Here is a 12,417-nt window from a genome sequence, read left to right as displayed (position 1 = left end):
CGTGTCAAGAATGTAAGCGCCCTGTGGTTACACTGCCCCGGCGGCAAAGGTCCAGTGCCCTTGACCGGCGTCACGCGCCAATCCGGCGCAGGGTCGGGCTCGGGTGCGCGGCCTGCCCTTCACTGTGATGAAAATATCCTCGCCGAAGGCATCCGGGGCCGGCAAAACGGCGCCACCCCCGGGGATGTGCCCGGGGGTGGCAATGTCAGGCTGCAATGGCGGCTCTTCGGCTTACTCCGCCGGCATCGCCGCCGCGTCGTGGCTCAGCGGGTGCGACAGATGCGGCAGCATCTCTTTCGGGCAGATTTGCAAGAAGTTGGCGCGCTCGATGTCCCAGCGGCGCAGGATCTCGGTGGCGCGGGCGCTGCCGGTTTCGTTCAGGTGGCGCTCGATCAGGCCTTTCAGCTCGGCTTCCCAGTGTTCCACCGCGACCGGGCAGGTCACCAGCGTGTCCATGTTCATCAGCTTTTCTGCCTCGCCTTCCGGGTCGTAGACATAGGCCATGCCGCCTGTCATGCCCGCCCCGAAGTTCGGCCCGATCCGGCCAAGGATCACCGCGACACCGCCGGTCATGTATTCGCACCCCGACGAGCCGCAGCCCTCGATCACCACCCGCGCGCCGGAGTTGCGCACCGCGAAGCGCTCGCCCGCGCGGCCGGCGGCGAACAGATAGCCCGCGGTCGCACCGTAAAGCACGGTATTGCCGATGATGGTGTTCTCGTGCGCCACCAGCGGCGAGTTCATTCGTGGGCGCACCACGATGGTGCCCCCCGACAGCCCTTTGCCGACATAGTCGTTGGCGTCGCCCAGCACCTCGATCTTGAGGCCCGGCGCGGCGAAGGCGCCCAGGCTCTGCCCCGCGCTGCCGGTCAGCTTGATCGTCAGGTGGTCGGGTTGCAGGTTGTTGCGCATCCCGAAGCGTTTGACGAGGTGGCTCGAGGCGCGCGTGCCGATGGTGCGGTGGGTGTTGCGCACGGCGTAGCTGAGCTGCATCTTCTCGCCGTCCTCGAAAAAGCGCGCGGCGTCGCGGATGATCTCGGCATCCAGCGTGTCGGGCACCGGGGTGCGCGGGCGGGTGCGATCATACTTGATCTGGTCGGCGCCATCCACGGTGATCAGCAACGGGTTGAGGTCGAGATCATCAAGATGCGCCGCCCCCCGGCTGACCTGCGTCAGCAGATCGGCGCGGCCCATGACGTCATCGAGGCTGCGCGCCCCGATCGAAGCTAGGATCTCGCGCACTTCCTGCGCGTAGAAGGTGATCAGGTTGACCACCTTGTCGGCATTGCCGGTGAACTTGGCGCGCAGCTCTTCCTTCTGGGTGCACACGCCCACCGGGCAGGTGTTGGACTGGCATTGCCGCACCATGATGCAGCCCATGGCGATCAGCGCGGCGGTGCCGATGCCGTATTCCTCGGCCCCCATCATCGCCGCCATGACGATGTCGCGCCCGGTGCGCAGCCCGCCATCGGTGCGCAGCGTCACGCGCTCGCGCAGCTTGTTCATGGCCAGCACCTGATGCGCCTCGGTCAGGCCCATTTCCCAGGGCAGGCCGGCATACTTGATGCTGGTCGCCGGGCTGGCGCCGGTGCCGCCGTTATGGCCCGAGATCAGGATCACGTCGGCCTTGGCCTTGGCTACGCCTGCGGCGATGGTGCCCACACCCGATTGCGCCACTAGCTTGACCGTAACCTTGGCGCGCGGGTTGATCTGCTTGAGGTCGTAGATCAGTTGCGCCAGATCCTCGATCGAGTAGATGTCATGGTGCGGCGGCGGCGAGATCAGCGTCACGCCCGGCGTCGAATGGCGCAGCCGCGCGATCAGCTTGGTGACCTTCATGCCGGGCAACTGGCCGCCCTCGCCGGGCTTGGCGCCCTGGGCCACCTTGATTTCCAGCTCTTCGCAGGCGTTCAGGTATTCGGCAGTCACGCCGAAGCGGCCCGAGGCCACCTGCTTGATCTTGGCCGAGGGGTTGTCGCCATTGGCATCCGGCGTGAAATGCGCCGGATCCTCGCCACCCTCGCCCGAGTCGGATTTCGCGCCGATGCGGTTCATCGCGATGTTGAGGGTCTTGTGTGCCTCGGGCGACAGCGCACCGAGGCTCATGCCCGGTGTCACGAACCGCTTGCGGATCGCGGTGATGCTTTCGACTTCCTCGATCGGCAGCGCGGGGCCGAGCGGCTTGATGTCGAGCAGGTCGCGGATATGGATCGGCGGCTTGGAGCGCAGCGCCGCCGAATAGCGCTTCCACAGGTCATAATTCGCCGTATCGCAGGCCGATTGCATCAGGTGCATGATCGTCGCGTCCCAGGCGTGCTTTTCGCCCGAGCGGCGGAACTTGTAGAAACCGCCGATGGGCAGCACATCGGAATTGCCGCGCCAGCCACGGGTGTGGACCTCTTCAAGCTTCTTCTGGATGCCCGAGATGCCGATACCCGAGATACGGCTCTGCATTCCGGGGAAGTATTCGGCCACCATTGCCCGGCTCAGGCCCACAGCCTCGAAGTTGAGCCCGCCGCGATAGGACGAGATGACCGAGATGCCCATCTTCGACATGATCTTGAGCAGGCCGGCGTCGATGGCCGCGCGGTAGCGGCGCACGGCCTCGACCAGCGTGCCCTCGAGCAGCCCGCGGCGCAGCCGGTCGGCGATGCTGTCCTGCGCGAGATAGGCGTTCACGGTGGTTGCGCCGCAGCCGATCAGCACCGCGAAATAATGCGGATCGATGCATTCGGCCGACCGCACGTTCAGCGAACAGAAGGTGCGCAGCCCCTTGCGGGTGAGCCAGGAATGCACGGCGCTGGTCGCCAGGATCATCGGCATGGCGACCTTGTCGGCGCTCTGGTGCTGGTCGGTCAGCACGAGGTGTCCGGCGCCGGAACGCACGGCGTCCTCGGCCTCGGCGCGGATGCGCGCCAGACCGTTGCGCAGCGCGTCCTGCGCGCCGCCTGCAGGGAAGGTGCAGTCGATGAAGGCGACCTGATCGCCGAACTGTTCGACCATCGCGTCGAATTCGGCATTGGCCACAAAAGGGCTTTCCAGCACAAGGATTTCAGTCTGGCTGCTGTTCTCGTCCAGAACGTTCTTGAGGTTGCCGAAGCGTGTCTTCAGGCTCATCACCCGGTGTTCGCGGAGGCTGTCGATCGCGGGGTTGGTCACCTGGCTGAAGTTCTGCCGGAAGTAATGGCTGAGCGGGCGATACATCGACGACAGCACCGCAGGCGGCGTGTCATCGCCCATCGACGCGATCATCTCCTTGCCGTCCTCGGCCATCGGGGCGAGCACCTGCTCAAGCTCTTCCATGCTGTAGCCGGCGGCGACCTGGCGCTTGCGCAACTCGGTGCCCTCATGCAGCGGCGTTTCGGGCAGCTTGTCCAGGTCGGGGCTCAGCTCCACAACCTTCTCGATCCACTCGCCGAACGGCTGGGCAGCAGAGAGCTTGTTCTTGAGATCGGTATCGCGATAGATCTTGCCGTCGGCCATGTCCACGGCGATCATCTGCCCGGGCCCAAGCGCGCCCTTTTCGCGCACGCTGTGTTCATCGACCGGAACCATGCCCGCCTCGGACCCGGCTATCAGCAGCCCGTCGCCGGTGACGACATAGCGCATCGGGCGCAGGCCGTTGCGGTCAAGCCCGGCGCAAACCCAGCGGCCATCGGTCATGGCCAGTGCGGCGGGGCCGTCCCAGGGCTCCATCACGGCGTTGCAATAGGCATACATGTCCTGCCAAGCCTGCGGCATCTCGATGGCCTGCTTGGACCAGGCTTCGGGCACCAGCATGGTCTTGGCCATCGGCGCGTTGCGCCCGGCGCGCACGACCACCTCGAACACCGCATCCAGCGCGGCGGAATCCGACGCCCCCTCGGCCACGATCGGCTTGATATCCTCGGCCATTTCGCCAAAGGCGGCGCTGGCCATCCGGATCTCGTGGCTTTTCATCCAGTTCAGGTTGCCCTTGAGGGTGTTGATCTCGCCATTATGGGCAAGCATCCGGAAGGGCTGCGCCAGCCACCATTGCGGGAAGGTGTTGGTGGAATACCGCTGGTGATAGATGGCAAAGGCGGACTCGAACCGTTCATCCTTGAGGTCGGGGTAGAACTCGGCCACCTGCTCGGCCAGCATCATGCCCTTGTAGATGATCGACCGGCACGACAGCGAGGCGATGTAAAGCCCCGGGATCAGGGCGGCGGCGGCGGCCTTCTCGATGCGGCGGCGGATGACGTAAAGCTCGCGCTCGAAGGCTTCCTGGTCCAGCCCCTTGCCGTTCATGATAAGAATCTGCTCGATCTCGGGGCGGGTGGCATTGGCCTTCTCGCCCAGAACCGAGGTATCCACCGGCACATGCCGCCAACCATAGATCGCGTGACCCATGCGCAGCACCTCGGTTTCGACGATGGTGCGGCAGCGCTCCTGCGCGCCGAAATCGGTGCGCGGGAGGAACACCTGACCAACGGCGATCAGCTTGTCCATGTCGGGCTCGTGCCCGGTGCGGCGGATCTGGTCGTAGAAGAAGGGCACCGGAATCTGCACATGGATGCCCGCGCCGTCGCCGGTCTTGCCATCGGCATCGACTGCGCCGCGGTGCCAGACCGCCTTGAGCGCGTCGATCCCGTTCTCGACCACCTGCCGCGAGGGCTTGCCATCGACCGACACCACAAGCCCAACCCCGCAGGAGGCGTGCTCGTCCTCGGCCCGGTAAAGGCTGTTCCCGGCCATCCACTGGCGGCGACTTTCCTCGGCGGCTGCCCAGTCTGCATCAAACTTGGTCATTGCAGCGTCCTTTCGCAAAGGGATCAGTCCGGCTGATCCGAAATCCGTCTGGCGCACCGGGCGCCGATTGTTTCATGGCTTCGACCGCGGGGTGAGGCAGGTGTCTATTCCGCCGCCACCTGGGCCGGAGCCGAAAGATAGTTCAAAATGGCTTCGCCCGCCTCGCGGCCGTCGCGGATCGCCCAGACAACAAGGCTGGCGCCACGCACGATGTCGCCCACAGCATATACGCCGGGCAGGCTGGTCTGATGGGTGGCGAAATCGGCGCGGACGGTGCCCCAGCGCGTCACCGTCAGTTCGGGCACCCCCCAGAGGGAGGGCAGCTCTTCCGGTTCGAACCCCAGCGCCTTGATGACCAGGTCGGCCTCTTCGACATAATCGGCGCCCTCGATCACTTCGGGGCTGCGGCGGCCGGTGGCATCGGGTGCGCCGAGGCGCATTTTCTGCACCATGACGCCCTCGACAGGGTCGCCGGCAAAGCCGCGCGGGGCGGTAAGCCAGACGAATTCGACACCTTCCTCTTCGGCATTCTGAACCTCGCGCTGGCTACCGGGCATATTGGCGCGGTCACGGCGATAGAGGCACTTGACGCTTTTCGCGCCTTGCCGGATCGCTGTGCGCACGCAGTCCATCGCGGTGTCGCCGCCGCCGATGACGACCACCCGGCGGCCCTTGGCGTTCAACTCGCCCGAGTCGAACTCGGGCACTTCGTCGCCAAAGCCATGGCGGTTGGAGGCCGTAAGATAGTCGATCGCGCGCACCACGCCCTCGGCGCCGACGCCAGGCGCCTCCAGATCGCGCGATTTGTAGACCCCGGTGGCGATCAGCACCGCATCATGCTTGCCGCGAATCGCATCGAAACTGATGTCTTCGCCCACATCGCAATTCTGCACGAATTCCACGCCACCCTCTTCGAGCTGCGCAATCCGCTTCATGACCACCGGCTTTTCCAGCTTGAAGCCAGGGATGCCATAGGTCATCAGTCCACCGGCACGGTCATGGCGATCATAGACGGTGACCTGGACCCCGGCGCGGCGCAGCACATCGGCCGCGGCCAGCCCGCCGGGGCCTGCGCCGATGATGCCCACGCTTTCGGGGCGCTCTGTCGCCGGCGTGATCGGCTTGACCCAGCCTTCTTCCCAGGCCGTGTCAGTTATGTATTTCTCGACAGCGCCGATCGTCACCGTGCCATGCCCGGCCTTTTCGATCACACAGTTGCCTTCGCACAGCCGGTCTTGCGGGCAGATGCGCCCGCAGATCTCGGGGAACGTGTTTGTGGACTGGCTCACCTCATAGGCTTCCTGAAGGCGGCCCTCGGCGGTCAGCATCAGCCAGTCGGGGATGTTGTTGTGCAGTGGGCAATGGGTCTGGCAATAGGGCACGCCACACTGGCTGCAGCGCCCGGCCTGTTCGGCGGCCTTCTCGGCGGCATATTCGGCATAGATTTCACCGAAATCCTCGGTGCGCAGGCTGGGCGGCCGCTTGTCGGGCATTTCCCGATTCACGGTGACGAACTTGAGCATGCGCTGTTGAGCCATAGTTTGTTCCCTCCGGTCTGGCCGAGAGGTCATAAACCTGCCTTCAGAAAAATAAAAGTCAATAAGGTTTCCCTATATTCAGGTTTTTTGACCTCTCCGTGCGAAATTCTGGCCGGATATCCGAAAAGTAGGTCGCAAACCGGACACAATGTGACGGTTCACATTCGCCGCCCGACTGCTAATGTGCTGAAAAATCGAGCACGAGGCTGCCATGACATTGTTCAACCTTGTTCTGATCGCGATCATTCAGGGCATTACCGAATTTCTGCCGATTTCTTCGTCCGGGCACCTGATTCTTCTGCCGGCGCTTACCACGCTCGAGGATCAGGGGCTGGTGATCGACGTGGCAGTGCATATCGGCACGCTGTTTGCCGTGACGCTCTATTTCCGTCGGGACGTGGCGGCGGCCTTCACAGGGCTGCCGGACATGCTGCGCGGGCGGCTTGAACGCCCAGGCGCGAGACTGGCGCTGTGCCTCGTGATCGCGACCGTGCCGGTTATGATCGCCGGGCTGATCTTCAAGCTGACCGGGTTGATGGAAGCCATGCGCTCGATCGCGTTGATCGGCTGGACGATGATCATTTTCGGCATTGTGCTCTATGTGACCGACCGGGTCGGACGCTTTCACAAGGTTACCGCCGACTGGAGCCTGCGCGACGCCTGGATTCTCGGGCTCTGGCAGGCGGTGGCGCTGGTCCCGGGCACGTCGCGCTCGGGCATCTGTATTTCAGGCGCGCGCTTTCTCGGCTACGCCCGCCACGATGCGGCGCGGATCTCGATGCTGATGTCGATCCCGACGATCATCGCCTCGGGGGTGTTGATGGGGGGCGATGTGCTGCTGCGCATGGATGCCCAGGCCGCGCGCGACGGTGCAATTGTGGCGGTGATGGCTTTCTTCGCCGCGTTGGCCGCGCTGGCCTTCATGATGAAGCTGCTGCAGACCGTCAGCTTCACGCCTTACGTGATCTATCGCCTGGCGCTGGGCGGGGCGCTGCTGTGGGTGGCCTATGTCTGAGCGCGGCCCGGGTGGCGTTGGCGGGTCGATTCAGCCGTGGGGAAGGTGCCCGGCCGATTCGCGCATCGCCTCGAACTCGCCGGTGGGACGGTAACGCCAGAGATATTCGGGCAGCACGGCTTCGAGCGGCGTCGGTGTGATGCCGAGATCGGCAAATCCGCGCGCGCCTTCAGTAACCACATTGTCGCTGCGCAAGGTGATTACCTGGTCGGCCGTGAGGATGGAGTTGGTGAACAGCCCCAGCGTGATCCGTTGCGCGAAATCCAGAACCAGGCCCATCAGCGCCCCGAACCAGAACGGCAGGCCGATGATCACGCGGCGCCGCCGGATGACCTGCAGCATCTGCTCCATCAACTCGCGGAAGGTCTTTGCCTCGGGGCCGCCCAATTCGTATATGCCCGGCGCGGCTTGCCCCAGCAGGGCCAGCTCGGCCGCGTGTGCCACGTCATCGACATAGACGGGCTGAAACCGTGACCGGGCGCCAACCAGCGGCAGAAACGGGCCCATCCGGGTCATTCCGGCGAAGCGGTTGAAGAACTTGTCCTCGACCCCGAACACGACCGAGGGGCGCAGGATCACCGCATTGGAGAAGGCGGTGCGCACGGCGTCCTCGCCCGCGGCCTTGGAACGGGCATAGCGGCTGCGTGAGTCATGGCTCGCGCCGATGGCCGAGATATGCACCATCCGCGCAACCCCCATCTCGGCGGCGATGCGGGCGATGCGCCCGGCGCCCTCGGTCTGCACGGCCTCGAAGTTGTTCCTGCCGGTCGCGTCAAAAGTGCCCACGCAATTGACCACTGCATCGGCCCCTTCCATCACGGCCCTGACCGAGGCATCGTCGCGGATATTGCAGAACACCGGCTCCACCTGGCCGACCGCCCCATAGGGGCGCACGAAAATTGCCTCGTTCGGGCGGCGCACGGCGACACGCACGCGCCAGCCATTGCGTGCCATGCGCCGGGCGATATGGCGCCCGACAAAGCCCGAGCCGCCATAGATTGTCACCAGTTTCGACATGGGTGGCCCCCTTCGCCTGATATCGCCTTGGTATTATCCCTGCAGCCACAGCCAAACAAGGCGCAATCCGCCGCATCGCGGCGTGAGCGGGCAATTCCGTGCCGCGGCGCGCCAGCGCGGAAACTTCTGCCGGAAAACTTCACAAGGGCCGTTGACACGCCCGAAACCCGCAGGTAATTGCCGCCTCACGACACCTGCCCAGGTGGCGGAACTGGTAGACGCGCTAGCTTCAGGTGCTAGTGCCCTTATGGGCGTGGAGGTTCGAGTCCTCTCCTGGGCACCATTTCCCGCGAACATAGATGCTCATAAATGCTCGAAAACATGGACTTTTCGTCCGTTTTCGGGTAGGTATTATACCCATAGCTGAACATGATGCCCCGCCCAATACCCACCAAAATGGGGTGCCGATCTGGGGTATCATGCAGCGGATGCGGAGACGGCACCCTGTTATGATGGATGACGGCAGACAAGGGAGCACGGCTTGTGCGCAGCGCTTGTTTGTCAGCTGCGCTGCGCCTGCGCGATGGCGGGCAGAAAAAGCTCGACTGTGGTGCCCTGGCCGGGCGCTGATTCAATCATGGCCAGCCCGTGCGACTGCTGTGCGAAGCCATGCACCATCGCCAGCCCAAGACCGCTGCCCAACCCGAAATCCTTGGTGGTGAAGAAAGGCTCAAACGCTTTCTGCAAGGTGGCCTCATCCATGCCGTGGCCGGTGTCGGCAACCGATACCGCTACATAATTGCCCGGTGCTAGCCCTTGTTCTGCGAGGGCCTCACCCTCTGCGATGCGCGCGTTTCTCATGCCGATTGTCAGCATGCCGCCCCGGGGCATGGCATCGCGCGAGTTTATGCAAAGGTTGAGCAGCGCGTTTTCAAGTTGTGCGGGGTCGGCGCGGCACAGCCAGAGGTCGGCGGATACCTCGACCTGGATGCCGAAGCGTGCGCCAAGGGCATGTTCGATAAGCTGCCGGATCTCGTGAGCCTGTGTCAGCAGGTCCAGCGTCTGCGGCTCAAGCGGTTGCTGGCGGGCGAAGGCCAGAAGCCTGTCGATCAACTGAATGCCCCGCTCGGCCGCGCGCATGGCAGATGCGACATGGCGTTGCCTTTCGGGGTCGTCGCCCAGGCTGTCTTCCAGCATGTCGAGGCCGCCCAGGACAACCGTCAGCAGATTGTTGAAATCATGGGCGATGCCGCCGGTGAACTTGCCCAGCGATTCGAGCCGCTGCGCCTGAATGAGCCTTTCCTTGAGCTGCCGCTGTTCGGTGATATCGACAAGGCTGCCGATCATGCGCGTGGCGGCCCCTTTTTCGTCGCGCAGGATGAAACCCTGGTCACGGACAATTGCATAGGCCCCGTCGCCCTTTCTGAAACGGTATTCCTGCTCCCAGTCGTCAACGCCTTCATGCAGGATGCTGTCGTAATGGCGCATGACGCGGTCCAGGTCATCGAGATGGATGCGTGCGGTCCAATGCTCCAGCGAGGTATACATTTCCTCCGGTTCCAGGCCGAAGGTCTGCTTCAGCTCCTTGCTGGCCCAGAGCCTGTCGTTGACGATGTCGAAATCCCAGATCACATCCGAGGTCGCCCGCGTTACCAGTTCGAAGCGCTCGTTTGCGGTATGGGCCTCGCTGATATCCATTTCGCAAAGGATAACGCGCGCGTCACGTTCATAAAGCCGGGGCAGCAGGGCACGATACATGATATGGACCGGTGTGCCATCGAGCCTGCGCATCCGGTTCACGCCTTCGATCCCCGCGCGGCCCTCAAGGATCGCTTCCAGTGTGGTCAGGAAGACAGAACCGGGCTTGTTCGCCTCGAACACTTCGGGCGCACGGCGGATCAACTCGGCCGCATCGCGCGCCTTGAAGATGTCCACCGCCGTCGGGTTGATCGAAAGTATCTCGATGCCGGCAATCAGCGAGTCGATGAAGCCTGGTGTTCTTGCGATATGCGCACGCAGATCTGCGACCCCCTTCGCCTTCAGGTCGCGCAGGGCCTGCGTCACGGATGACCAGTCCTCTTCCCAGATGGCGATGGGGACAAGATCGTAGAGCCTGTGAAAATGCGCGTTCCGTTCGCTCAGTGCTTCCGTATGTTGGCGCTGCTGGATCAGTTCGGTGACATCAATCATGATGCCTGACAGGATCGCCCGGCCCTCGCGGATCGTAAGCTTCACATTGTCCTGAAGCCAGACAGCGCGCCCGTCGGCCGCCACCATGCGATAGGTCATCCGGTGCGGTTCGCGCTTTCGGCTGGCGCTGACACAGGTTTCGATGACCCAGCCGGCATCTTCCGGGTGCAGCTTTGACTCCCAGAAATCGGGTTGGCCAAGCCACTGTTCAGGCGTGTAGCCGAGAATTTCCTCGACGCTGCCGCCCACAAAGCTGAAATCCAGCGTGTCGGCATCCGCCTCCCAGATGATGGCGTCGATTGCGGCGAACATGGGTTGAAACCGGGATTCTGGCTGCATCTTTTCACAATGGATCGAATGGTGCCCTTCGGGCAAGCGGTGTGGTGGCGTTCCGGCACCGGCGCGATTCTGCCAGAACCGGCCTTGCGGCGCATCCCACATTACGGGGCAGGGAAAGAAAAAAATGCTTGTGCCAGGTGCCGGCACAGCCAGTCCATATGTGATTGCGGTTGGCCGTGTTGCCGGAAACCCGCGGCGCGGCCTTCGTGCGGATTGGCGTTTTCTTGCGCGCGCGTCTGGACAGCGGTGAGGTTTTCGGTGTCAAACACCTCCGTTCATCCGTTCGAAAGGCGTGGCTTCACAGGCGCCGCCCGGCCTGCGCCTTTCGGCTTCATGCTTACCCACTTTGCGAAGGTGCAGATATGCCCAACCTGAAAATCTACGTTGACGAAAAGCTGATGCCCGAGCGGCGCGAGGCGATTGCCGAATCCCTCAAGGCGGTTCGCGAGGCCATGTGCGACAAGCTCGAAGTCGAACCATCCGCCTGCCAGATTGCGGTTGTTCCGGTGCTGGCGCTGCCCGATCAGCCGGGTGCCAACGTGGAAATCAGCATGCTGCCGCGCCCCGCCCGCACGCCCGAGCGGCTCAGCGAACTTGGTGAACAGTTGCGCGATCTTGTCGGCGGTGCCGCCGGTGTGCCTGTCGCGGTGCGGGCCTGGACTGTCGATGCGGAGAAATATGTCTCGGTCAAGTGAGGCTTTGGGGCGCTGCATTGCGGTGCCGCGTCCCCGAGACCCGCCCTTGTGAACCGTGGCGGGTGTTCAGTTGAGTAGCCCCTGCAACTCAGCCCGGATTTCCTTGAGGGCCGGCAGGAACCGCCTTGCAAGTGCTTCTGCCGGGCCTGCGCCGGCCGCAAGCCCGACATTGAGCGCGGCAACCACCTGCCCGCGCGCGTTCAGCACCGGCACCGCAAGCGAACGCAGGCCGATCTCTACCTCCTGGTCGATCACCGCATGGCCCTGTGCGCGCACGCGGTCCAGTTCTGCCATCACCGCCTCGGGGTCCGTGATCGTGCGCGGCGTGCGCGCGGGCAGGGGGCTGGGGCCGAGAATGGTGCGCACATCCTCCTCGGGCAGCGCCGCCAGCAGTACGCGCCCCATCGAGGTGCAGTACGCCGGCAGCCGTGACCCCGGCATCAGTGCGATCGACATCACCCGCCGTTGCGCCGCCCGCGCGACATAGACGATCTCGGCCTCGTCGAGGATCGAGACCGAGGTGCTTTCGCCGATCCGTTGCGACAGCCGGTCGAGCAGCGGCTGCACGACCTGCGGCAGCGGCATGGTGGCCAGGCAAGCGGTGCCCAGCCGCAGGATACGTGGCGTGAGGGTGAAGAACTTGCCGTCATACGCGGCGTATCCGTGATGCGCCAGCGTCAGCAGGCAGCGCCGCGCAGTGGCGCGGTCAAGCCCGGTGGTCTGCGCGACCTCGCTGATTGTCTGCCGAGGCGCCTCGGCGGTGAAGCATTCGATCACCGCCAGCCCCTTGGCCAGCCCGCCCATGATGTCGCGTTCGCTGGTCATTCCACCCTGCTGATTTGTGCGTTATGTGAACAAATTAAGATTATCGCACAAAGTGACTGGACGCAATTGCGCCGCCCTTCTATTCGAC

At 64.0% G+C, this 12,417-nt stretch carries 7 protein-coding genes and 1 tRNA gene; 3 read left to right on the top strand and 5 right to left on the bottom strand.

From position 1 onward, the window contains the following. Positions 1 to 231: 231 nt before the first annotated feature. Entirely contained in the window at positions 232 to 4,770 is a 4,539-nt protein-coding gene (gene gltB, locus DQ229_RS03125) for a glutamate synthase large subunit (protein ID WP_114964814.1), read from the bottom strand. A gap of 104 nt (positions 4,771 to 4,874) precedes the next feature. After that, positions 4,875 to 6,308: an NAD(P)-dependent oxidoreductase gene (locus DQ229_RS03120; protein ID WP_114964813.1), complete on the bottom strand. Its 1,434-nt coding sequence runs from the start codon at positions 6,306 to 6,308 to the stop codon at positions 4,875 to 4,877. Positions 6,309 to 6,519: 211 nt separating this feature from the next. On the opposite strand from DQ229_RS03120, the gene DQ229_RS03115 reads away from it, so the two are divergent. Next, a complete protein-coding gene (locus tag DQ229_RS03115) occupies positions 6,520 to 7,323 on the top strand; it encodes an undecaprenyl-diphosphate phosphatase (RefSeq protein ID WP_114964812.1) in 804 nt (267 codons plus the stop codon). A 30-nt stretch (positions 7,324 to 7,353) separates the two neighbouring features. Here the strand turns inward: DQ229_RS03115 and DQ229_RS03110 are convergent, their stop codons facing one another. Beyond that, complete coding sequence (locus tag DQ229_RS03110; RefSeq protein ID WP_114964811.1) at positions 7,354 to 8,340, bottom strand: complex I NDUFA9 subunit family protein; 987 nt, start codon at positions 8,338 to 8,340, stop codon at positions 7,354 to 7,356. A gap of 196 nt (positions 8,341 to 8,536) precedes the next feature. Between DQ229_RS03110 and DQ229_RS03105 the strand changes: the two genes are divergently transcribed. Continuing rightward, positions 8,537 to 8,623: transfer RNA gene (locus DQ229_RS03105), tRNA-Leu, on the top strand. A 218-nt stretch (positions 8,624 to 8,841) separates the two neighbouring features. Here the strand turns inward: DQ229_RS03105 and DQ229_RS03100 are convergent. After that, entirely contained in the window at positions 8,842 to 10,809 is a 1,968-nt protein-coding gene (locus tag DQ229_RS03100; protein ID WP_162300732.1) for a PAS domain-containing protein, read from the bottom strand. Positions 10,810 to 11,171: 362 nt separating this feature from the next. Here DQ229_RS03100 and DQ229_RS03095 point away from each other — a divergent pair, with 362 nt between their 5' ends. After that, positions 11,172 to 11,504 (top strand): hypothetical protein, encoded by a 333-nt coding sequence (locus DQ229_RS03095; RefSeq protein ID WP_114964809.1) that lies wholly within the window; start codon positions 11,172 to 11,174, stop codon positions 11,502 to 11,504. A 66-nt stretch (positions 11,505 to 11,570) separates the two neighbouring features. Here the strand turns inward: DQ229_RS03095 and DQ229_RS03090 are convergent, their stop codons facing one another. Beyond that, positions 11,571 to 12,329, bottom strand: a complete 759-nt coding sequence (locus DQ229_RS03090) for an IclR family transcriptional regulator (protein WP_114964808.1) — start codon at positions 12,327 to 12,329, stop codon at positions 11,571 to 11,573. Positions 12,330 to 12,417 lie beyond the last annotated feature (88 nt).

The sequence above is a fragment of the Alkalilacustris brevis genome (genome assembly GCF_003350345.1).
In the GTDB taxonomy this organism is placed as follows: Bacteria; Pseudomonadota; Alphaproteobacteria; order Rhodobacterales; family Rhodobacteraceae; genus Alkalilacustris; species Alkalilacustris brevis.
Note: the sequence above shows the minus strand (reverse complement) of the source record. Positions and strands in the feature narration are given on the sequence as shown.

What these genes read in the sequence shown, in the direction of transcription:
- gltB (WP_114964814.1), bottom strand. Translation starts at nt 4,770, where the DNA reads ATGACCAAGTTTGATGCAGACTGGGCAGCCGCCGAGGAAAGTCGCCGC.
- DQ229_RS03090 (WP_114964808.1), bottom strand. Translation starts at nt 12,329, where the DNA reads ATGACCAGCGAACGCGACATCATGGGCGGGCTGGCCAAGGGGCTGGCG.
- DQ229_RS03095 (WP_114964809.1), top strand. Translation starts at nt 11,172, where the DNA reads ATGCCCAACCTGAAAATCTACGTTGACGAAAAGCTGATGCCCGAGCGG.
- DQ229_RS03115 (WP_114964812.1), top strand. Translation starts at nt 6,520, where the DNA reads ATGACATTGTTCAACCTTGTTCTGATCGCGATCATTCAGGGCATTACC.
- DQ229_RS03100 (WP_162300732.1), bottom strand. Translation starts at nt 10,809, where the DNA reads ATGCAGCCAGAATCCCGGTTTCAACCCATGTTCGCCGCAATCGACGCC.
- DQ229_RS03110 (WP_114964811.1), bottom strand. Translation starts at nt 8,340, where the DNA reads ATGTCGAAACTGGTGACAATCTATGGCGGCTCGGGCTTTGTCGGGCGC.
- DQ229_RS03120 (WP_114964813.1), bottom strand. Translation starts at nt 6,308, where the DNA reads ATGGCTCAACAGCGCATGCTCAAGTTCGTCACCGTGAATCGGGAAATG.